At 51.9% G+C, this 21,409-nt stretch carries 18 protein-coding genes; 5 read left to right on the top strand and 13 right to left on the bottom strand.

The features are described from left to right. Positions 1 to 10 precede the first annotated feature (10 nt). From IPI86_RS07540 to IPI86_RS07525, 4 genes are all read left to right on the top strand, one after another. Positions 11 to 1,342, top strand: a complete 1,332-nt coding sequence (locus IPI86_RS07540) for an FtsX-like permease family protein (RefSeq protein WP_345297384.1) — start codon at positions 11 to 13, stop codon at positions 1,340 to 1,342. A 170-nt stretch (positions 1,343 to 1,512) separates the two neighbouring features. Beyond that, on the top strand, positions 1,513 to 1,854 hold the full coding sequence (locus IPI86_RS07535; RefSeq protein WP_345297383.1) for a PilZ domain-containing protein: 342 nt from the start codon (positions 1,513 to 1,515) through the stop codon (positions 1,852 to 1,854). A 118-nt stretch (positions 1,855 to 1,972) separates the two neighbouring features. After that, the gene (locus IPI86_RS07530; RefSeq protein ID WP_345297382.1) at positions 1,973 to 2,338 is read left to right on the top strand and encodes a VOC family protein; all 366 of its coding nucleotides are present in this window, start codon (positions 1,973 to 1,975) and stop codon (positions 2,336 to 2,338) included. A gap of 11 nt (positions 2,339 to 2,349) precedes the next feature. Next, entirely contained in the window at positions 2,350 to 2,646 is a 297-nt protein-coding gene (locus IPI86_RS07525) for a hypothetical protein (RefSeq protein ID WP_345297381.1), read from the top strand. 88 nt (positions 2,647 to 2,734) lie between these two features. Here IPI86_RS07525 and IPI86_RS07520 read toward each other — a convergent pair whose 3' ends face one another. From IPI86_RS07520 to IPI86_RS07510, 3 genes are read right to left on the bottom strand one after another with little or no spacing between them, the layout of a single operon-like run. After that, on the bottom strand, positions 2,735 to 4,045 hold the full coding sequence (locus tag IPI86_RS07520; protein ID WP_345297380.1) for a mannosyltransferase family protein: 1,311 nt from the start codon (positions 4,043 to 4,045) through the stop codon (positions 2,735 to 2,737). Positions 4,046 to 4,050: 5 nt separating this feature from the next. Then, positions 4,051 to 5,130: a carbohydrate ABC transporter permease gene (locus IPI86_RS07515; RefSeq protein ID WP_345297379.1), complete on the bottom strand. Its 1,080-nt coding sequence runs from the start codon at positions 5,128 to 5,130 to the stop codon at positions 4,051 to 4,053. 3 nt (positions 5,131 to 5,133) lie between these two features. Then, positions 5,134 to 6,039: a sugar ABC transporter permease gene (locus IPI86_RS07510; RefSeq protein ID WP_345297378.1), complete on the bottom strand. Its 906-nt coding sequence runs from the start codon at positions 6,037 to 6,039 to the stop codon at positions 5,134 to 5,136. A 72-nt stretch (positions 6,040 to 6,111) separates the two neighbouring features. Between IPI86_RS07510 and IPI86_RS07505 the strand changes: the two genes are divergently transcribed. Continuing rightward, a complete protein-coding gene (locus IPI86_RS07505; RefSeq protein WP_345297377.1) occupies positions 6,112 to 7,290 on the top strand; it encodes an MFS transporter in 1,179 nt (392 codons plus the stop codon). Between the two features lie 68 nt (positions 7,291 to 7,358). On the opposite strand, the gene IPI86_RS07500 is transcribed toward IPI86_RS07505, so the two are convergent. From IPI86_RS07500 to IPI86_RS07455, 10 genes are all read right to left on the bottom strand, one after another. Further along, positions 7,359 to 8,720 (bottom strand): GH1 family beta-glucosidase, encoded by a 1,362-nt coding sequence (locus IPI86_RS07500; protein ID WP_345297376.1) that lies wholly within the window; start codon positions 8,718 to 8,720, stop codon positions 7,359 to 7,361. Between the two features lie 15 nt (positions 8,721 to 8,735). Beyond that, positions 8,736 to 9,596, bottom strand: coding sequence for a hypothetical protein (locus tag IPI86_RS07495; RefSeq protein ID WP_345297375.1), 861 nt, complete (start codon positions 9,594 to 9,596; stop codon positions 8,736 to 8,738). Between the two features lie 2 nt (positions 9,597 to 9,598). Then, complete coding sequence (locus IPI86_RS07490; RefSeq protein WP_345297374.1) at positions 9,599 to 12,073, bottom strand: glycosyl transferase; 2,475 nt, start codon at positions 12,071 to 12,073, stop codon at positions 9,599 to 9,601. Between the two features lie 51 nt (positions 12,074 to 12,124). Further along, positions 12,125 to 14,767, bottom strand: a complete 2,643-nt coding sequence (locus IPI86_RS07485) for a glycoside hydrolase family 3 C-terminal domain-containing protein (RefSeq protein WP_345297373.1) — start codon at positions 14,765 to 14,767, stop codon at positions 12,125 to 12,127. Positions 14,768 to 14,808: 41 nt separating this feature from the next. Further along, the gene (locus IPI86_RS07480) at positions 14,809 to 15,630 is read right to left on the bottom strand and encodes a ChbG/HpnK family deacetylase (protein WP_345297372.1); all 822 of its coding nucleotides are present in this window, start codon (positions 15,628 to 15,630) and stop codon (positions 14,809 to 14,811) included. A 2-nt stretch (positions 15,631 to 15,632) separates the two neighbouring features. After that, positions 15,633 to 16,865 (bottom strand): cellulase family glycosylhydrolase, encoded by a 1,233-nt coding sequence (locus tag IPI86_RS07475; protein WP_345297371.1) that lies wholly within the window; start codon positions 16,863 to 16,865, stop codon positions 15,633 to 15,635. 84 nt (positions 16,866 to 16,949) lie between these two features. Then, positions 16,950 to 17,804 (bottom strand): glycoside hydrolase family 18 protein, encoded by an 855-nt coding sequence (locus IPI86_RS07470; protein ID WP_345297370.1) that lies wholly within the window; start codon positions 17,802 to 17,804, stop codon positions 16,950 to 16,952. An 80-nt stretch (positions 17,805 to 17,884) separates the two neighbouring features. Further along, the gene (locus IPI86_RS07465) at positions 17,885 to 18,850 is read right to left on the bottom strand and encodes a BadF/BadG/BcrA/BcrD ATPase family protein (protein WP_345297369.1); all 966 of its coding nucleotides are present in this window, start codon (positions 18,848 to 18,850) and stop codon (positions 17,885 to 17,887) included. Positions 18,851 to 18,910: 60 nt separating this feature from the next. After that, positions 18,911 to 20,209, bottom strand: a complete 1,299-nt coding sequence (locus IPI86_RS07460; protein ID WP_345297368.1) for a 6-phospho-beta-glucosidase — start codon at positions 20,207 to 20,209, stop codon at positions 18,911 to 18,913. A 142-nt stretch (positions 20,210 to 20,351) separates the two neighbouring features. Further along, positions 20,352 to 21,398, bottom strand: a complete 1,047-nt coding sequence (locus IPI86_RS07455; protein ID WP_345297367.1) for a carbohydrate ABC transporter permease — start codon at positions 21,396 to 21,398, stop codon at positions 20,352 to 20,354. Between the last annotated feature and the right edge of the window lie 11 nt (positions 21,399 to 21,409).

Below are 21,409 nucleotides of genomic sequence, written 5' to 3'. Positions count from 1 at the left end.
TTGCTTCCACATGAAATTCCTTGATTTGATTCGCCTGATCTTCGGAAACCTCGGACGTCGCAAGGCGCGTGTAGCCCTGACCGCCATCGGTGTGGTCATTGGCACAGCGGCGGTGGTCATCCTTGTTTCGCTTGCGGTCGGTCTTCAAAAAAGCGCCACCGATCAACTTTACGGCATCGGTGACCTGACCTTGATCGATGTGATGCCTGCTTATGGCATGTTCTATGGCGGCGGTGGGGGATATGGCATGGCCCCTGCGGTATCCTCCGATCAGCTGCAGGAACCAGCCCTGATCACAAATCCTGTCCTCGAACAGTTCAGGGCCATCCCCGGAGTTCAGTCGGTTATCCCGCGTGATTATTTGAATGCGGCTGCTGTCATCTCCTATCGAAAATTGGAAGGCGGTGTGGGCATCATCGGCATCGATACAGACGACCTCGCGAATATCGGCCTGGAAGCCAGTGAAGGGACGACTGTGCTTTCACGAGGTTCGGTGATTATTGGTGTCATGACCCCCAATAATTTTTACGATCCGCGTCTGCGCCCCGGGCAGGAACCGCCCCCACCGCCCGACTTGTATAACGAGCAAATTCAATTGGTCGTGATGAAATGGGATCAGCAGGGGAATGTAACCCAGAAAAACATCAGTCTGCGTGTAGCAGGAGTCTTGAGCGAAACAGGCGGCGAGGCAGATTATTCCATCTACATGCCGCTGGAATTGGTGCGTAGCTTGAACGAGTGGTCAAATGGGATTCGCATTAACTACAACAAGACCGGCTACAACCAGGTCATCGTCAAAGTTGAAGATCCCAATCTGGCTTTGGATATCGCTGACCAGATCACTGAAATGGGCTTTCAAGCCATCACCCCGCAGGCGTATCTCGAAAGCATCAACGGTTATTTTCTCGTTTTGCAGATCATCTTCGGCGGTGTGGGAACCATTGCCTTGCTGGTCGCAGCTATCGGCATCGCCAACACGATGGCCATGTCCATTTTGGAGCGTACGCGTGAGATCGGCCTGATGAAAGCAGTTGGCGCAACCAACCGCGATGTGCTGTCCATTTTCCTTGGGGAAGCAGCAGGCATCGGCTTCATCGGAGGCGCGGGCGGCGTCATCATCGGCTGGCTGGCGGCACAAGGCATCAACGTGCTGGCCATCATCTATCTGGCGGGGCAGGCTAGCGAGCAGGGCGGTCCGCCTCCCAGCGTAGCTGTCTACACCCCTGTTTGGCTGCCTGTCTTCGCGTTGATATTTGCCACCATTATCGGAATGCTTTCTGGACTGTACCCCGCCTTGCGCGCTGCCACAATGATTCCCGTACAGGCCCTGAAATACGAATAAAATTCGCCGCTCGCATCAAATTCTGACGTTTTACCTGCTTCTGATTCCGAGAAAAATTCGATCCTGCGGGGATTTCAGCCGAAAAATTTTAATATAGAACGTATATTTTTGAGAATTATCCGTGATGGTAGGATTAAGCGATAATAACGATCTTGTGAAGGAGAATTCTCATGCCTGAACGTCGAACCACCCCCCGAAAAAAGTTTGATTATTATCTGCGCGTTGTGGATGATGATACGCAGGGGATCATTGGTCACATGGTGGAGGTAAGCCCCTACGGTTTACAGTTGGAAACAACGGCCCCATATCCTGTTGAAAAAGATTATTACCTGCGCGTAGAGCTTACCCCCGAACTGGCAGACCGCCCATTCATTATTTTTATCGCCCGCTCAAAATGGTGTCGAATAGACGAGATCGAACCCAATCTGTACCATGTGGGCTTTGCGATGGTCGAGATCATGCCTGATGACCGTGAAATCTTTCTCCGTATCCTTGCCCGATTCGGACGATAACCTTCAAGGTATATATAGGGGGCATGTGTGAAAAATTCCCATATCTGGCGCTTGACGTTTTAGAACGTGTGTTCTAAAATATTCATACTGTTGTCCACTTTATTAAAAGGAGAATGCTATGTCCAAGCGAAATGTTGTTCATGTTGAGATCCCTGCGGCGAACGTTGGAAGCGCGGCAAAGTTCTATCAGGACTTGTTCGGCTGGAAGCTTCAACACGTTCCCGATATGAATTACACCATGTGGGAGGCAGCCGATGGTTCCGGCGGCGGTTTCCCCGAGGTATCGGCTGAAAACCCTGTCGGGCAGGTGCTGGTCTACATTGACAGCGACGACATTGATGCAGACTTGAAGAAGGTCGAACAACTCGGCGGCAAAGTGCTTGAGCCTAAACATGAGATCCCGAACATGGGCTGGTTTGGCATTTTCAAGGACCCGACTGGGAACGTGCTTGCGCTTTACACAAGCATGAATCCTGAAAACTAGCGGGTTGGGCCATGGCTACCAGCGAGTTTAGGTTTACCACGAAGCCCGAACCTTTAAAAAAAGGTGTCCGCCTCAACCGGGCGAAATACGAGGTTGTGCGCATGGCCGTTCTTGAAAATCTGCGTACACATGGTGCGCTGACCTTCACGCAATTGGGTAATCTTGTGGAAGAGCAATTGCACGATAATTCTGACAATTCAGTGATGTGGTATTTCACCATCGTGAAACTGGATATGGAAGCCTGTGGCGAAATTCACCGTGTGCCGAACTCAAAACCCCAGTTGATCGCTCTGCACGAAAATGCCTGATCTATAAATTACAAATATTTATTAAACGGTCCGCAGGTTTCGAGAAGAAGTCTGCGGACCGTTTTGATTCACAAATGAGGAGGGAGGATCAACCTGACCACATATTGAACATGTACATTGCGCACATGATGCTCATGATCAACATGCTGGCGATCGTCCATACACGGTCAAAGATGGGATTTTTGCCGAGCCTGCTGAGAAAAAGAAAAACAGGCGGTGCTGCCAAAACGTAGCGATACATTCCCTGGGCGGGTCCACTGGTGAATGAGAGGAAGACCACGAGGAAACCGAAAATGGCGAGGTCAGGATGTTTCTTGAAACCTGCGATACAGGCGGTGAAGCCAATCACAATGCCGAGCCATTCCACAAAATAATAAGCTGCAGCTTGCGGATTATTTTCGAACATGGCGCGGAAACCGTCAGACCAGGTGATGAATGTGACGCCAAATGAGAGCAATCCACGCCCAAAGAATTCAGCTTCCACGAGGCTGAACGCCAACCCATAATAGGAAATGCGCCAAAGGAAAAATGCCAATATGGGAGAGGCTGCGACCAACCCATTGGCGACAATGCGCCAGGGAATGCCGCGATAATAGATTTGACTCCATTCCATGTCGAGCTCCAGCCACTCGGCTTCCCTGACCCACGAAATAATGAGCGGGATGGCGATCACCACCCCAGCCGCGCGGGTGAAGGTAGCCATGACCGCGACCACCGCCGCCCAGCCGCGATGTCCGCGGCGGAGCAGTAGCAGGCTGCTGAAAGCCAGCCCGACGAACAGGCCCTCCGTATATATTTCAGCCAGAAAAAACCCGCTTGGAAAAATGAGCAGGTAAAAGGCCGCGCGGACGCCGCTGGCTTCATCCATTTCAACACTTGCAAATTCATACAGGGCGATCATCGCGGCCAAAGTACCAAGCAGGGAGACGATCACTCCTGCCAGGCTGGCCGTGGCGATGGCATTTAATCCGAACAATGAAAGCGGGATTGCAAACAGGCGCATCATCATCGGGTAGAACGGAAAGAATGCATAGCTGAGGGAAATGCCCGGAATTTCCGTGGATTGTGCTGGAATGACAAAAGGCCAGAAACCCGTGCTGGGGGTGTCATCCCCAACTTGTCCGCGGATGCGTGCCGGGCCGGGAGCTTCATATCCGCCTACGGCGATCGCGAGATAGTATTCAGAATCCCATGAAACGTGGCGGTTGAGAAAAGGTTCATTGAGATAGATCTTTCCGTCCTGACTGCCCGGCGTGGTTTCAGTGGCTGTCCATTCAAGCGCGCGGTCTGGCGGCTGGATCGTGTAACGCGCCGGTAAAAAGACATGATACGCCAACATGATCAATGCCCATCCAAGCCAGATACCAAAGATTGTACGGTGATTGGGGTTACGAAACATGGTATTTATTTTTCCATTCCGGTTACTACGATGTCACGCATAAAATAGCGCTGCGAGATAAGCAACACGATGACCGGCACGATCATTAAAATAAGCGCGCCAGCCTGAAGTTGATTTTGAATCGGTGTGAGGCTCTGGAAGCTTTGCACCCCAAATGAGATCGGAGCCAAATCGCGGCTGATGCTGAGATAAAGCGCCGCCTGACGCGTTTCGTTCCACATGTAGAAGAAATGCAGAAGTGACACTGTGATCACCGTAGGCCAAGATTGCGGCAGGATCACCTGAAGTAAAACCCGCAGCGGACCAGCGCCATCGAGCATGGCCGCTTCATCCAGATCCTTGGGGATGCTTTTGAAGTTCTGGCGCAGGAGGAAAATGTAAACGGCATTCCCGAAAAAGAAAGGAACCAAGATCGGAAGCCAGGTGCCTTCCCAGTGCAGGATGCGTACGAAAAAGAAATAAGTGGGAATGAGAGTCACTTTTTCAGGGATCAAAATGGTCGCGATCAGGATGTAGAAAAGAATGTCACCGCCTGGCAGGGGGAAACGCGAAAACCCATACGCCACGATAATGGAGGAAATCAGGACACCGATCTCTCCAATGATGGTCATGATCAGGGTGTTTTTTAGCATTTGAGAAATGGGTAACGCACTAAACAAGTTGGTGAAATTATCAAGGGTGATATAAAAATGGTAGACCCCTTTTAGTTGACGCCAGCTTCCCTCCCATGGAATAAGCCCGCCATCAGGGTTTTGCGGGTCGATGAATTGACTTGACATCCGTCCCGGCTCCACCAACACAAGCTGGCGAATCTCCCCATTAGGGAATGGAACATTGTAGATCGCATAACTTCTACCTTGATATTCATAGCGTGTGTGCCGGGCAGGGTAGGCGGGTGAATTGCGATCAGACAGCTGTGGTCCTTCCATGAGAGATGTGGCGACCATGAAAAGCATGGGGAATAGATACACAAACAGGATCAGGAAAATAAACAAATTAAACAGTCCGCTGCCCAGTGTTTCCCATAGTTTTAGCGAAAGATAATTGTGCGGCACAAGCCAATTGCGTTTTGTTTTCGTTGTCATAAATTATGCATCCCGATCCGGGTAATATACCCAGCGGCGCGCGCTCGTAAACAGGGCGTACACCACGATCATAACGATAATGAAGAAGAACCAGGCCAGGCTCGCTGCATAACCCAGGTCATATCTTTCAAAGAGAATAAAAGTGACATAGCCGTCATAGGGTGAGAAACTCCCGCTGAATACATTTCCGCGGTCGAGCAGGATCACACCGCCAAATATGGCGATCATGTTAATGACGATGGCAAAGAAGATGGCCGGGGAAATAAGCGGCAGTGTGATGTAGAAAAAACGCACCAGCGGACCTGCTCCATCCACCCGCGCAGCTTCCTGAATTTCAGGCGGCAATCCCTGCAGTGCGCCAAGCATGATCAGCATGCCCGGGCCGACAGACCAGAGCGAGCTAATGCTAAATAGCAATGCAATTGCCCCGTCGGAATACAAGTTATTGAATCCGTTCAGGCCAAGCGGTCCGAGGATCAATTTGTTCAGCCAGCCTGTGGCAGGGTCGACAAAACCGATCCACATAAAGAAAATGGCCACGCCAGGGATGATACTCGGCAGAAAGAACAACGTCCGCATCATGTTACCCGCTTTCAAGCGCGGATTGCTGAGCAAAGACGCGAGAAAAATGGAGGCGGCCAATTGCAGGGGGATCGTGGAGATTCCCAGCGCGATGGTCTCGAACAATACATATCCCACCGCATCGTCGTGAAACAGGCGGATGTAATTCTCAAGGCCTGTGAATCTCGTTTGCTCGGGGGTGAGCAATTGAAAATTTGTGAATGAGATTCCCAACGATGCCAGGATGGGCAGCAATTTAAACAACAACAAGCCGATGATCCAGGGCGAGATCAGCAATATGCCTAACCGCCTGTTAAATCTTAATTGTGATGTTTTTCTATTAGTCATAATTTCCTTTTGCATGGTCTGCCAATAAATGGCGCTGCGGGCTTTGGGTGTTATACTCTGCCCGATTAAATTATGAAGCTCGAACTCAAAAGCCGTTTCAACGATCTGCTCTTTGCACGTTTGTATTATTTCACTTTCATGGGAGGCTGGGGCTTCGTTCTCCCGTTCATCAATCTCTTTTATGTCAGCATCGGTTTCAACGGAAAACAGATCGGCTTTATTTCATCCACCAGCGCCATTGTTGGCATGCTGGTTTCGCCGCTGTGGGTGAGTGAGGTCAAAAAGCGCCCGCAGGCCCGCAATATTTTGCAGGCGGCGTTGATCCTCGGGGGCATCGGGTATTACGCAATTGGCCTGCAGAACTTGTTCCCATTAATTATCATCATTGTATTTTTGCATGCGCTTGCAGCTTCGGGCATTGCGCCGCTTTCGGATTCGATGGCAGTGACCGTCTCTCAGGAATCAGACAGCGGATACGGCAGCGTACGTGTTTGGGGCTCGCTGGGATGGATCGTCACGGTTCTTTCTTCGGGATGGCTGACAGCCCGCTTCGGCTTTATCGCCGCTTTTATCGGGGTGGCCGTCATGTGGCTGATTGCCGCGAGCCTGATCTTTTTTATTCAGCCGCGCTTTTTCAGCTCACGGCAAATATCCACTCAACCGAAACCAAACCTGCGTGTCGCGCTTCAATACATCTGGCAGGATAAAGTCCTGCGTGGATTTGCATTTGCGCTCATCGTCATTGGTTTCTTCAACAACGGCGTTTTGCAATTTGAAAATGTTTTTCTCTCCGAACTCGGCGCCACCAAACAGATCATCTCCGTGGCTGGGATCTTGAGCGCAGTGGTTGAAATTCCATTCATGATCTATTCGGACAAGATCGTGCAGCGGGTGGGCGCACATCGTCTGCTGTTGGTGGCACTGAGTATGACGATTTTCATGCGCCTCTCGGTGTTGACCCTGCCATCCATCATCACGATCATGGTGGTGCGTTTTATCGGCGGGGTGGCGTTCAGCTTTTACACCATTTCGTTCATCAAACTCATCAGCAGCCGCACCCAGCCCACAGAGACTGGTACCGTGCTGGCGATCTTCAGTGTAACCCTTGCCGGGTTGGTGAATATCGTCGCTTCGCCCGTCTCTGGCGCGATCTTTGATGTCATCGGTGCCCGTTGGCTGTATGCCCTGTCTTCGGTGGGATACGTGATCGGCATCGCCTGCCTGTGGCTGACACGACCAACGGATTCATAAATAACCGCGTAGTCGAAGGACCGTTTTCGAGAATTCCGCTTCGACTACGCTCAGTGTAAAGAACGTGTTTAGAATCCGTTCTTACGAATGACGGTCTTATACCATTTCGCACTGTCCTTCAGGATGCGCTCCTGTGTTTCGTAATTAACCCAGACGATGCCAAAACGCTGGGAATACCCGAACGACCACTCAAAATTATCCATCAATGACCAGACGAAGTAACCAGCCAGCGGCACGCCTGCCTGAATGGCGCGCTGCGCTGCGGCGAAGTGCGTGCGCAGGTAGTTGGTGCGATGTACATCTGCGACATTTCCATTCTCATCTGGCGGCGTGGAATAGCTGGCACCGTTCTCGGTGATATAGATCTTCAGCGGGTTGTAATTGAAATAAACACGTCCCAAAACGCCGGTCAGCCCATCGGGGTAGTTTTCCCAATCCATTTCCGTCCAATGCTCGGGAGTCTTCGGGTGTGGGAAGAAGATCTGCGGGTCGTTGTTCGGGTCTTCGACGCGGTGTAAATTGCGGCCGTAATAATTGAGACCAATGAAATCCGTCGGAACGGCGATGGTATCCATATCGCCTGATTGCACGAAGTCTAAACCGTTTGGAGCGCCGCCCAATTTCGTGAAGTGCTTGACCATATCTGATGGATAGCCGCGCCCGTAGACCGGGTCTGCGAACCAGCGGAACCATTTGCCATCATCGAGGCGGGCCGAGTCCATATCCATTTTACTGTTGGAGGCAGGGACCTTCCAGCCGATATTCAGGGTGATACCCACTTCGGCATCCTTGCTGTTATTGCGGATGACAGGCACTGCCATGCCATGCGAAAGTAGCAGGTGATGGGCGGCACGCAGTGAAGCAGGGAGGTCTTTGACACCCGGTGCATGCACGCCTGTCTCATACCCCAGCCAGGCGACCACGGCGGGTTCGTTGTGGGTGATCCAGCTATGGACACGGTCACCGAGCGCGCGCGAAATAACATCGGCATATTCAACGAATGCCTCGGTTGTGGAACGCGCCGTCCAGCCGCCCTTGTCTTCCAGAGCCTGCGGCAGGTCCCAGTGTTCAAGCGTCACAAAAGGATCGATGCCAGCACTGAGCAAACCATCGACCAGCTTGCTGTAGAAATCGAGTCCTTTTTGGTTTACCTTGCCGCGCCCAGTGGGCAAGACACGTGGCCATGAGATCGAAAAGCGATAGGCTTGCAGGCCGAGTTTTTTCATCAGGCCGATATCTTTTTTCCACAGGCGGTAATGGTCGTTTGCCATATCGCCGTTGTCATTATTTCGAATCTTGCCCGGGGTGTGTGTGAAACGATCCCAGGTGGATTCACCCTTGCCGTGTTTATTCCATGCGCCTTCGATCTGATAAGATGCCGTTGCCGCACCCCAGATGAAATTGTCAGGAAAGATGATCTTGTTTGCCATTGCATGCTCCATTCATTATTTTGTAGAAGATAATTGTGCGCTGATCGTTCGTGCGCCTTCCAACGTTGCGGGGTAATCACCTGTCAGCACCTGCCATGTTTCAGCGTGTGTGACAGAGTCGCCCTGCTTCAAAGTCCGTAACGGACCAAGCGTTTCCAATTCGATACATACATCTTTTACATAGGCTTCCACGTTACAACCCAGATCGGGGTGGACCTCATCTGCATTGACCTCGAAATGCTTGATGAACAATGCGTCACCGAAAGCGCAGGCGATCCATCCGTGGGAATTGTTGCCGCCGACCTTGCATGCCTCGGCGCTGGCTTTTCCGTGAAGCAGAATTAACTCATCGTTAAGTTCGAGGCGTTCGTCGTCGATCCGCGTATAAGGCCAGAGCACGATATTGCGATTTGGTAGTAATCCATCCACATTTGATTGCGGCAGGATTGCCATGCCGCCCAATCGCAATTGGGTGATCGCCCAGGGCGCAAGCCGAATTTCATTTTCGCCATGCCATGTGACTCGATGAAAAAGATGGACGCGATTGTCATCCAATTGAATCGAGATTTCTTTTTCGATCCCGGATGCATCCGCCGCACTTCGTAGAATCACCTTGCTGCCATTTTGTTCGACCTGCATACCATCTTCGGGGCAGACGTAAAAAGGATTCTCCGGCGCAACCCACAAGCGATGCCCGCCGCGTAAATAAAATTCACCATGCGGTGTGGGCCAGTGAACCTCGGGTGTTTCAACCAGAAGGTTTCCACTCGCTCCCTTTGCATACAGCCCAATGATCCGCGGACCCGTCGTCGTTAAATAATCGAGCCGCAAAAAATCATTTTCGATGGATGCGAATGGAAGCGCGGACTCAGCCATAACTATCCCATTACGACTTTGACGTTAACTTCCTTTTCGCCATCCTGCGTGCGGATCACACTACCCGACACCTGCCTGCCGTTCACTGTGACAGATGCCACGCCTTTGCAGACGTGCATGGGATTCTCCACGGTGATGTTATAGGTCACGCCGCGATATTTTCGAATCGCGGAGAACCCATCCCAACTGGCGGGGATGACGGGTGAAATTTCCAGCCCATCCAATGTGGGGCGAATTCCGAGGATGGATTGTGTGATGGCGGCATAATTCCATGCGGCGGTGCCGGTGAGCCATGAATTCTTGGCTTCGCCGTGAGTCGCGGCATCTTTGCCTGCGATCATCTGGGCATAAACGTACGGCTCGCATTTATGTAATTCGCTGATCTCTTCGCGGGCCGATGGATTGATGCGTTTGTAGTAATCGAAGGCGTTGTCGCCGCGCCCAACGATGGCTTCGGCGATCATGATCCACGGGTTGGTGTGACAGAAAATCCCCGCGTTTTCCTTGTACCCAGGCGGGTAGGACGAGATCTCGCCGAGGTGCAGATAATATTCGCTGAAGGCGGGCTGTTGTAAAACAATGCCGTGCGGTGTGGCGAGATGCTCCGCCACTGCATCGAGCGCCTTGACCGCGTTACCGCTATCCACACCAAGACCTGCCATAATGCAGATGCCCTGCGGTTCGATGAATATCTTGCCTTCGCTATTTTCCTTTGAACCAAGTGCATGACCAAAATCGTCATACGCGCGGCGGAACCAATCGCCATCCCAGCCAGCGGCCCAGACGGTCTTTTCCATTTCTGTGGCAGCCTCACTGTAAAAAGTTGAAGGTTGAAGGTTGAAGGTTGTTGAACCTTGAATCTTCAACTTGTAACCTTCAAACAATCCCATCATCTCCTTGCAAGCCAGCACAAACAACCCCGCAATGAATACACTCTCGGCCACTGTGCCATCTTTATTGGTTGTTGTCTGGAAGGATTGCCCCGGGGTGTCGGAGAAACAATTCAGGTTCAGGCAGTCATTCCAATCGGCGCGCCCGATCAATGGAAGTTTGTTTGGCCCCAGACGATCCAGCGTGTATTGAACGGAGCGCTGCAAATGCTCATACAGTGGAGATTCGCTCCCCGTTTCATTTTCATATTGCACAAGTTCATCCAGGATCGACCAATCGCCGCTTTCTTTGATATAAGCCGAAACGCCCAGCACCAGCCACAACGGGTCATCGTTGAAGCCAGAGCCCACGTCGTTGTTGCCGCGTTTGGTGAGCGGTTGATATTGATGAAATGCGCCGCCGTTCTTGAGTTGTGTTGCCGATAGATCCAAAATGCGTTCACGCGCGCGTTCGGGGATCATATGCACAAAACCGAGCAGATCCTGATTCGAATCGCGGAAGCCCATGCCGCGCCCGATTCCACTTTCGAAATAGGAAGCCGAGCGGCTCATGTTGAACGTCACCATGCATTGATAGGCGTTCCAAATGTTGACCATGCGGTTGGTATGTTCGTCGGGCGTGGTGACTTGCAGTTTGCCCAACAGCATTGTCCAATGATCGCGCAGGTCGTTGAAGGCTTTGTCTGCGTTTTCCTGTTTGAGATATTTTTCAAGCGCCGCCTTCGCCCGTTTCTTGTTGATGATTTGCGAGCCGGGCGGATCGAACTTGTCATCTTTCGGATTTTCCTGATAGCCGAGGACGAAGATGACCTGTTTGGATTCACCAGCCTTCAACTGGACTTTGACATGATGCGAGCCGATGGGCTGCCAGCCATGCGCTTCGGTATTGACCGATGTGCCTGATTCAACAACCTCGGGCTCATTCCAGCTGCGATATTTTCCGAGAAAATCCTCGCGAACGGTGTCGTAGCCTGCCAGTTTTTCAGAACAGGCAAAGTAGGCGAAGTGATCGCGGCGTTCGCGATATTCGGTCTTGTGATAGATGACCTCGTCAACGATCTCCATTTGACCGATCGAGTAATTGCGCTGGAAATTGGTTGCATCGTCGTTTGCGTCCCAAAGGCAAAACTCAATGGCTGAGAACAGGCTCAAGTCCACGGAGGATGCGCTTTCGTTGGTCAGAGTCGTTTGCCAGATCTCGAGCGATTCCCCAAGCGGAACAAAATAACGGGTCGAGGATTTGATCCCATTAAATTTGGAGGTGATTACGGTATAGCCCTGTCCGTGGCGGCATTCGTATGCATCGAGCTTGGTGCGTGTGGGCATCCAGGACGGCGACCAATATTTGCCCGTGCCGTTATCACGGAGATAGAGGTAACGTCCGCCCATATCGAGCGGGGAGTTGTTGTAGCGATACCGTGTGAGGCGGCGCAGGCGCGCATCTTTGTAAAATGAATAGCCGCCTGCGGTGTTGGAGATGAGCCCAAAATAGGCCTCACTGCCGAGGTAGTTGATCCAGGGCAGGGGAGTATCGGGTTGGGTGATTACATATTCACGTGCTGAGTCGTCAAAGTGACCGAATTTCATATATGCTTCCATTCTGTAGGGGCGCGGTGGTGCTGTGGTCCATACAATAAATTATTTTATTTTTGCCAATTCTTCTTCTATTTTTTTTACCAGTTCCTGCGGTACATAGGTCGGGTGATTGTGTGCAACCTGTTCGAGGGTCAACTCGCCAGCCATTCTCATATCGGCCATAAGCAGGAAGCCGCCGATGTGTTTTGAGATCACGGCGCGGCCATCGGGGTCATCGAGGATGGTGTTGATGAGAAGGCCTGCATGCAAACGGGCGGCGCGTTTCACCGGTTCGATGGTGACCATCTGACTCGCTCGTATGTCGCGGCTGGATGCGCCGACGAGAATTTCAAACTCGCCTGCCTCCACCGACCATGCATTCAGAGTCGTTTCAAAATACCAGAATGCCTCACGATCGAGGGTGAAGGTAATGGTCTTGGTTTGTTGCGGCGCAAGCTCAACTTTCTCGAAAGCCTTCAGTTCCTTTTCAGGCCGCGCAAACGTGGATTTAACATCACGCACGTACAGTTGAACGACTTCCTTGCCCGTTACTTTGCCTGTATTGGTCACATCCACTTTCACTTCCATGGTTTCGTTCGGTGTGATGGATTTTTTATTGATCTGCAGGTTGCTGTACTCAAAGGTTGTATAAGAAAGTCCGTGGCCGAATGGGAAGAGCGGCTCCACTTTCTTTTTGTCGTAATAGCGGTAGCCAACGAATATCCCCTCACCATAGCGGACTTTGCCATTTTCACCGGGATAGTTGATGTAAGCGGGGTTATCTTCCAATCGCACAGGGAAGGTGGTGGGTAATTTTCCGCTTGGGTTCGCATCACCAAAGAGCACATCGGCGAGGGCATTGCCCTGTTCCTGGCTGTTGTACCAAAGTTGAAGAATGGCAGGGACGTCATCTGCCCAGGGCATTTCAACAGGCGAGCCGACGTTCAACACGACGATCGTGTTGGGGTTGGCGGCCACAACCTGGCGGATCAACTCATCCTGCTGGCCCGGCAATTTCATATCCACACGGTCGAAGCCTTCTGATTCCCAATCGCCGTTCAAGCCAGCAACGATCACGGCCACATCAGAACGTTTGGCGAGTTCCACAGCTTCGGCGATCATATCGGCGGAATGCGGCGGCTGGTGACCCAAAGCAACTGCACGCCAGCGCGGATCGCCCTTCCAGTAATATTCCACTTTGATGTTGTAAGCTTTGCCGCCTTCCAATTCGATCTCGGCGGTCTTTTGTTTGCCCATATCGGAATCTGACCCATGATCAACGACCAATTTTTCATCCAGATAAAGGCGGCACCAGCCTACTGCAGAAAGGGCTAAGGTATGTAATCCGCTTTCCTGCGGGGTGAATAGACCTTCCATTCGAAGCGAGAAGTTGTCCTGCGGAACATTTGGGACGCTGTTATCGAACCAGCCATGTTGAACACGGGTGCTGGTTTCAACATACAAGGGTTCACCGTCAAATTCAGTACCAGCAAACAGGCTCAGGCGGAGTCCGCTTTCGCCATTGGGAGTAGATAAAGTTTCAGGGGCAGGAGCAGGCAGATTTTTGTAGATAAAGGCTCCAGTGGCGGCTTCCACCAAAACATCTTTGCCTTCCGGGGCGTTGACTCCATCGAATGGCGAGACGGTGTAATGCGGGGTGACGCTGGAACTGCCGCCGCCTAAAATTTGCGCTGTGCGGGCATATGGGCCGATCATCGCAATCGTCTTTACATTGGCGAGCGGCAGAATGCCGTTATTTTTGAGCAGCACAATTGCTTCCTGCGCGGCTTCGCGGATGATGGCGCGGTGCTCTGGTTTGTCCTCACCTTTTTCAGGCTGTAGAACTGGATTTTCAAACAGACCGGCTTTTTCCAACACCCCAAGCAGACGACGAACTTTATCGTTCAATCTTTCCTCGGTCAGGGTTCCGCTTTCGAGAGATTTTTTCACCACTTCAGCAGACATCCAGCGCGCAGGCCCGGGCATCTCGAGGTCGAGTCCGCCTGCGGGAACACCGTCGTCATACGTGCCGAACCAATCGGACATGACAATGCCGTCGTAGTTCCATTCACCTTTGAGAATTTCAAGCAGCGAATGATCGTACTCACAGGCATACACTCCGTTGACGCGGTTGTAGGATGACATCACCGCCCACGGATTGGAGTTACGGATCGCGATGCGGAACGGCTCGAGATAAATTTCGCGCAGGGTGCGCTCATCCACTTCGGAACTGATCGAGAAGCGTTCATATTCCTGATCGTTGGCGATGAAGTGTTTGATGCACGCACCCACGCCGTTATCTTGAATGCCCTTGATATACGCGGAAGCGATCATACCGCTGAGAAATGGATCCTCGGAATAACATTCAAAGTTGCGGCCTGCGATGGGCGTGCGGTGAATGTTGACCGTGGGTGCAAGCAGGATATGCGCGCCTTTGGCTTTCAACTCATCCGCCAATACATTGCCGACCTTTTCGATCAGCCTGGGATTCCAGGTTGCGCCGAGGGCAATGCCGACAGGGGTGGCAACCGATGGCGTTGACATGCTGCCTTTCGCGCCGCGCGCGCCGTTCGGGCCATCGGTCATTTTGAATTGCGGAATTCCAAGTCGCGAAACAGAGACGCTATGCCACAAATCTGCACCTGCGAGCATTGAAATTTTTTCATCGAGGGTCATTTGGTTAATAAGATCATTGATTCGAGACATGAAAACTCCTGAAAGGTGAAGGATGAATTTGATGGATAAAACTAAAGGCTCGCAAAAGTTACTAATTCAATTTCGTTCGATCGGATCGCTTCTTTGATGGACGGGTCTGTCAGAATTTTGAGTTCGGTCTCGCGCTGCCTGGCATAAGAGGATGCTTTCAGAAGTTCATCGTCCACATATCCGGGGTGGGTCATGATCTCGTAGGTACCATCCCCGACCTCGCTGATGATTCTTTGCAACTCATCGTGCGTGGCGAGGTCGTCATAAAAACTTGCGAAAAAAGCTTTCGGCCTGCGCGGATTAAATTCAGCGAACAGCTTTGGCGCATATTCCCTGATCGGCCCGATCAATTCGGGCGGAAGCCCTGCCATGTCATCGCTGTCATTCACCACGGGCAGTCGGATGGCACAATCGTATTCCTGGGCAAGCTCGAGCATCGCGCGAAAAAGCGACGGACTGAAGTATGAGGAATGATGATGCGAATCCAGATGGGTTGGCTTTTTGTTGGCGGCTTGGATGAAGGCTTCGATTTGTCTGCGCCATTCGGCTTTCACTTCGTTGACATCGATGTCGTTGATGCGCTGGATCAATGCGGCCAGCTTGAGAAAATTTCCGTTCTCATCCGTAATGGATTTGACCGATTCATACGGACCGATGGGTTTGTCTGCTGTGAGCACAAGGTGGACTCCCAGCCCAAGCTGGGGAGTTTCCCAAAGGCCGATCTTGATATCCGCCGCAGTGGTGGGAATATTCATCATGCAAGTGGTGGATGTGACCACTCCAAGCAAATGTGCCGCACGAATTCCGCGCGAGACCTCGGGCGTGCGCCCGTAATCGTCAGAGTTGATGATGAGACGTTTCATATTTATTTGCTCATGTCGGCGAGATATTTTTGATACAGGTCAACGAGATGGGGAAGAGGTTCCTTGTAAAATTCCTCTGCGTCCACGGTCAACTTTGCATATTCGGGAATCGGCAATACCTGCGGATTCGTTTTCGAAAATTCCTGAATGACCTTTGCGTGTGGCTTGAGCGAGCCATCAGGACGCACCAGGCCGAAGAATCGTTCATGCTGTGAATTCTGGCAGGGAGGTACGTCCCACAACTCGGGGATGTAATCTGCATAGCACCAGAGCATTGCGCCAGTGGCACCGCTGTGCTGAAGTTTCGGAATCGTCAGTCGCAGGAATTCGGCAAAGTCTTCCTCACTGGCCATGAATTGCTCGCGTTCGCGTCCATTGGTCTCGGTCCATTTCATGGTGTAGGTGGCTTCACCGGGCAGAGCGGTACAGCCGCCAAATTCTTCCATCAAAACGGGTTTGCCTGCCAATGCCGCTGTCAACGCGCAGGTGAATGGGACAAAGTCTGGGTCGAGCGGTTGGCGCGCCCACGGTGTGTACATCGGGTACGAGTGCATCACGGCGACATCGGTGTTCGCGTACACCTTGTCGATGCGCAGGCCGTTATCACGGTGCAGCCCATCGCCATGCAGGCCGATGGTGACAGGGTGTTTCGGGTCGATGGATTTGATCAAGCCGACCATTTCCTTCACCCAGGCTGCGCCTTCATCGGATGAATTCGGCCAGGCGAAAAGATCGGGTTCGTTGCCGAGATTCCACATCCATACGGCGGGATGGTCTTTGAGCGTGGTCACAACCGTTTTCAACAGCAGGCGTGTGGCATTCAATGCCATCTCATCATGAAACATGTTGCGATAGCCTTTATCGGTCTTTTTGCCTTCGCTGACAATATCGCGGATCCAGTCGTGCGCTTTGGGAGGCAGGTCTCCACCCAGCAGCCAGCGCGGACTCCAGTTAGGTCCGCTCATGTGACCGGTGAAGAACGTGATATCGAGGCCAAGTCCATTTTCGGCGGCAATATCAGCCACCTTCACGAGGTTGTCGATCTTATCTTTCGCCACGCTGTTCGGTTCGGGCTGAAAATCATCCCACAATAAAAACAAGCGAACGACGTTCATTCCGATTTCTTTGATGACGCTGAATTCCTCGCGCACTTCACCCGCATCGAAATCGCTCCACCAATACATGGCTTTGCGGCGCGGCCAGTAATTTACACCGAGTGTGAATGGTTGTGACATGGGACTCCTATGCAATTTCTCCGTCCTTCGACTACGCCACACAAAGAGCGTTTGGCTCCGCTCAGGACGAAAATTTAGTGGAAATTATTTATGCACTACTTCAAAAATGGCTTTGACCAGCGAGTATTCGCCCTGCGCATCGTGATCCAAGGCCCAAAACATGATGCCGCCTGCGTTTTGCATGGCGAGTTTTGTCTTGGCTTGCACCGCGGGAATGCCGTTATATTTTTCTGGAGAGCCGTTGTATTCAAATGAATCCACCTGGGCGGCGGCGGGATCGAACTGGACGAGTTTCGCAAAGGAAATCTCACTGGGCCGCGTATAAAACGGCACACCGATATTGATCTTTTCCTTCGGCACGCCGCGCCCGCTCCAGTATTCCAATCCCTTTTCGAATTCAACGAGGCTGCCGTGAATATCACCATCGTAAGTCATCACGTTGACGTAATCGACAAGCTCAAATACTTCGCTGGGAATTCCCAGCCCGGTGTCGTCTCCAAACGAGATGACGGCGGTGCTGATCTCTTTTTCGGGCAGGGCCCGGCGCAATTCCTTCATCAGTGCGAGAAAGTTCTGCGAAGATTGCCCCTGATCTGGATATTCCCAATCGATGTCGACTCCATCGAGATGGTACTGATCAACGACTGCGACGAGATTTTGAACGAACGCGCTTCTGGCCTCAGGGACGGCTGCCATGGCCTCGAATTCATTGTCCCAGCCCCAGCCACCGACCGCAATGCTCACACGGACATTTTTTTCGTGCGCGGCTGTGACAATCTCTTCAAGCTTCCATGAATTGTTGAGCGTTTTAAACGTCCCATCTGGGTTGGGGATGAGGAATGAGTAATTAATGTGGGTCAACTGATCGTAGGGGATCAACGAGGTAATGATTGCATCAGTTGCGTAGGCGACGATTCGAAAGGAAGGTTTCTCAGGCATGGCGGGGGAATTTTGAGGCGTGCAAAATGTCAATGAAAGGGCAAACAGGCATAACGTTAAGAAAGAAGCGCGGCATTTCATCAGGCAAGGACGGCCTTTACTTTTGTCCGCTCTTCGTTGGATAGTTTTAATCCGCTGGCTTCCATTCCAAGCAGGACGGCTCCGATGACGGGTTTTACTTCTGCTGGAATGAGTTTGGCTTTTGGCGCAAGGGCGTGGACGGTTTCGCGCATGGGGCCGATAAGCATTTCTCCGCTTTTGAACATGGAGCCGATCAGGGCAATTTCGATCTCAAGGGTTTCGAAATTCAACTGGCGAATGACTGCGTTTGCAAGCTCGCCGAGTTCCGTGCCAGCCCATTGAACAAGACCGCATGCCGTGGAATCTCCCTGCTCGGCAGTTTGAAAGATTAGCGGCGCGGATTCTGCACCGATCTGATAATAGCCGTTGGTGTAGCCTTCGATGAGGTCTTCGAGATTCCTCGCGTTGAAGTGTTTGACGAATACATCGCCAAGAGCGGTGGGTGGGATGCGTTTGGACCATGAATAGCCGATGACCTGCATGGCGCGATAGATGAGTTCGCTTGCGCCTGCACCTTCGCCCATGAGTGTGCCGTAGCCTGTCACACGGCCTTCGCGTATGTGCTCGCGATCCCAGCCGCGGCAATTGCAGCCTGTGCCTGAAACGACGGCCACCCCCCAGCCTTCACTTGTGCCCGCAAGCAAGCCGAGAGTCACATCGTTGACCATTTTGAACGGAGCCTTCAAGCCGATGTTGTTGATACTGGCGCGCATGATGGTCTCTTCGGCAGGCCAGTCATAGCCGCCAATGCCGAAGCCTGCCCCTTCGATATCTTCGATTCGAATGTTGGCGTTTGAAATGGCGCCACTCAAGGCTTCGCCCATGGCTTTTTCCATGCCTTCAAACCCGACGGTTTCGTGATTGCCAGGGCCGCCTTGACCCGTGCCAAGCGGATTGCCGTTTTCGTCGGTGATGAGTGCGGCGGTTTTTGTTGCGCCGATGTCTATTCCAAGATAATATTTCATGCAGGTCTTGTGTTTAAAGAAAAAGTTGTATAAAGAAACGCCTGATGAGGCGTTTCTTTATTATTTGAAGAATTGCGGCAGATGCTCGCGGTGAGTTTCGAGCATGTCATCGAGTACAGCCTGTACCTTATCGGCCTTGGGTCCAATGGGGTGGACGAGCAATGCCTGATACGCTGCGTTGCGGTCGCCATGTACGGCGGCTTCAACGGTCAGCAGTTCATAGGCTTTGACAGCCGAAATCAACCCGAAGCAGGAGGTGGGCAGTGGTTCGGCGGCGATCGGCGTGATGCCGCTCTTTTTTACAGTGGAAGGCATTTCGAGCACCCATTCCGCAGGCCATTCCTTCACTGCGCCGTTGTTCTTGATATTGACCACATGCGTTTCGCCGAGGTCGTTGTAATGTGCGTTGAGCAGCTGCGTGGCAACGGTCGAGTAATAGGCGCCGCCGCGTTTCATCAGATCGGCGGGCGGTTCGTTGAGCGCGGGGTCGGCGTACTGGCGCAGCAGATCCTTCTCCACTTCGATCACTTCCTCAGCACGTGAGGGCGGCCAAGCTTCCTGTGCCTTGAGTTTCTTATCGGTGTGATAGAAATATTGCAAATAATAATTGGGGATCATGCGCAACACTTCCACAGTGCGCGGCTCCCATTCGGGATGTTCTTCCTTCTTGAGTTCCTCGATATATCCCTGAATGACCTGCGGCCAGACATCTTCACCATCGATTGTGAACCCGCGATGCCAGGAAAGATGATTCAACCCGAGCGTTTTCAATTCCGCGCGCTCAGGCTCGATCTTTCTACCCGTGGCCTGCTCGAGCCCTTCGAGGATGCTCATCTTCGCCGTGATAGGGACGTTGCAAACGCCGACCGAAGGCGTATCCTTGGCATACATGCTCAATGCCTGTGTAACCAGACCCGCTGGGTTGGTGAAATTCACCAGCATCGCGCCTGGCTTGGAAAGTTCCTGCATGTCTTTTGCGATCTTAAGGATGATGGGGATGGTGCGTAAGGCCTTGCCCATACCGCCCACACCCGTGGTCTCCTGGCCGATCAAGCCATGACGCAGGCCAAGGTATTCATCGCGTTTACGTGCCTCCATATGCCCAACGCGCAGTTGGGTGGTCACATAATCCGCGTCTTTAACTGCGGCGCGCTGGTCGGTGGTGAGGACGACCTTGAACGGAGATCCCTTGGCTTCGACCATGCGCTGGGCAAACCCGCCGACAATGTCGAGGCGTTCCTTGTCGATATCCATCAGCCAGAGTTCATTGACTGGGAATTTATCGAGGCGTGCGAGAAATCCGTTGATGAGTTCGGGGGTGTATGTGGACCCTCCGCCGATCACTGCAACTTTTAACATAGATATATCCTTGATCGTTTGATGGTTGGGCAATTAAATACGAAGGACACCGGGATACACAAAAGGGAGCTTTTCTTACTCTTATTCCCTTTTCAGCACCCATTGTGTCCTTCGCGTTTATTTTCCTGTTTTGAAAAGGTTCTTATTTCTCAACACCTGTTACAACAATACCCTGAACGAAGAAGCGTTGGGCAACCACAAACAACAGGAGAGGTAAAAGCATTGCCATTAACGCGCCTGCCTGGATCAGTTGTGGGCGCTGTCCATAAATGCCGTTGAAGGTGGAAAGCGCAACGGAGATGGGCCAGTTATCACGATTGGTGGAGAGATAGATCAACGGGCCAAAATAATCATTCCATGCGAAAACGATATGGAACACGGTGACTGCCATCAACGCAGGGTAGGATTGCGGGATGATGACAGACCACAAAACACGCAATGGGCTGGCGCCATCGATCATCGCGGCTTCATCCAGTTCACGCGGCAAGGTCATGAAGTATTGTCTGAGCAGGAATACATCGTACGCATTCGCAAAGAACGAGGGTACGATCAGTGGCAGCCAGGTACCCACCCAGCCGATCTTGGTGAAGAATGTATAGGTTGGGATGACGGTCACAAAGGCGGGCAGGAAAATCGTCGATATCAGAATCACGAAGAGGAAATCGCGGCCGGGGAAACGGAAACGCGCAAAACCGAAGGCAACCAATGTGCAGGAAATTAATACGCCGATCTCGGTCCAGATTGCGTATTGAAGAGTGTTCCATAAAAGCCGCGGATAATTAATTGCTTCCCATGCTTCTTGATAATTCGAATATGTTGGCGAGAATTTCCATGGACGGTCCAGGTTACGCCATGAGCCTGTCCAAATGATTTCGCCTGCAGCAGTATTTTCAGGGTCGATAAAAATGCTTTCCTTCTGACCCTTTTTCAACATGGCAAGTTCTTTGGTGGTGCCGTCTGGGAGAGGCACAATGAAAACTTCCAAATCCTGGCCGTTATATTCGATCTTGGGAGGTGCTGCTGGATAAATCGGAGCGCCTACAATTGAGATCTGATCCTGCGTTTTCAGTGAAGTGAATATCATGAACGCAAAGGGTGAGAGAAAAATGATGAGGATCGCCAGAGTAAAGATCGTAACAGTTACTCCGTCCAGCCTTTTCTTTGCAGTAGGGGATAATACATTTTTCATATGATTTTCTC

It is taken from the genome of Candidatus Villigracilis affinis, assembly GCF_016705895.1.
GTDB lineage: Bacteria > Chloroflexota > Anaerolineae > Anaerolineales > Villigracilaceae > Villigracilis > Villigracilis affinis.
The sequence above is the reverse complement of the archived record's forward strand: the minus strand, read 5'-3'. Positions and strand labels throughout refer to the sequence as shown.

What these genes read in the sequence shown, in the direction of transcription:
- IPI86_RS07540 (WP_345297384.1), top strand. Translation starts at nt 11, where the DNA reads ATGAAATTCCTTGATTTGATTCGCCTGATCTTCGGAAACCTCGGACGT.
- IPI86_RS07535 (WP_345297383.1), top strand. Translation starts at nt 1,513, where the DNA reads ATGCCTGAACGTCGAACCACCCCCCGAAAAAAGTTTGATTATTATCTG.
- IPI86_RS07530 (WP_345297382.1), top strand. Translation starts at nt 1,973, where the DNA reads ATGTCCAAGCGAAATGTTGTTCATGTTGAGATCCCTGCGGCGAACGTT.
- IPI86_RS07525 (WP_345297381.1), top strand. Translation starts at nt 2,350, where the DNA reads ATGGCTACCAGCGAGTTTAGGTTTACCACGAAGCCCGAACCTTTAAAA.
- IPI86_RS07520 (WP_345297380.1), bottom strand. Translation starts at nt 4,045, where the DNA reads ATGTTTCGTAACCCCAATCACCGTACAATCTTTGGTATCTGGCTTGGA.
- IPI86_RS07515 (WP_345297379.1), bottom strand. Translation starts at nt 5,130, where the DNA reads ATGACAACGAAAACAAAACGCAATTGGCTTGTGCCGCACAATTATCTT.
- IPI86_RS07510 (WP_345297378.1), bottom strand. Translation starts at nt 6,039, where the DNA reads ATGACTAATAGAAAAACATCACAATTAAGATTTAACAGGCGGTTAGGC.
- IPI86_RS07505 (WP_345297377.1), top strand. Translation starts at nt 6,112, where the DNA reads ATGAAGCTCGAACTCAAAAGCCGTTTCAACGATCTGCTCTTTGCACGT.
- IPI86_RS07500 (WP_345297376.1), bottom strand. Translation starts at nt 8,720, where the DNA reads ATGGCAAACAAGATCATCTTTCCTGACAATTTCATCTGGGGTGCGGCA.
- IPI86_RS07495 (WP_345297375.1), bottom strand. Translation starts at nt 9,596, where the DNA reads ATGGCTGAGTCCGCGCTTCCATTCGCATCCATCGAAAATGATTTTTTG.
- IPI86_RS07490 (WP_345297374.1), bottom strand. Translation starts at nt 12,073, where the DNA reads ATGAAATTCGGTCACTTTGACGACTCAGCACGTGAATATGTAATCACC.
- IPI86_RS07485 (WP_345297373.1), bottom strand. Translation starts at nt 14,767, where the DNA reads ATGTCTCGAATCAATGATCTTATTAACCAAATGACCCTCGATGAAAAA.
- IPI86_RS07480 (WP_345297372.1), bottom strand. Translation starts at nt 15,630, where the DNA reads ATGAAACGTCTCATCATCAACTCTGACGATTACGGGCGCACGCCCGAG.
- IPI86_RS07475 (WP_345297371.1), bottom strand. Translation starts at nt 16,865, where the DNA reads ATGTCACAACCATTCACACTCGGTGTAAATTACTGGCCGCGCCGCAAA.
- IPI86_RS07470 (WP_345297370.1), bottom strand. Translation starts at nt 17,804, where the DNA reads ATGCCTGAGAAACCTTCCTTTCGAATCGTCGCCTACGCAACTGATGCA.
- IPI86_RS07465 (WP_345297369.1), bottom strand. Translation starts at nt 18,850, where the DNA reads ATGAAATATTATCTTGGAATAGACATCGGCGCAACAAAAACCGCCGCA.
- IPI86_RS07460 (WP_345297368.1), bottom strand. Translation starts at nt 20,209, where the DNA reads ATGTTAAAAGTTGCAGTGATCGGCGGAGGGTCCACATACACCCCCGAA.
- IPI86_RS07455 (WP_345297367.1), bottom strand. Translation starts at nt 21,398, where the DNA reads ATGAAAAATGTATTATCCCCTACTGCAAAGAAAAGGCTGGACGGAGTA.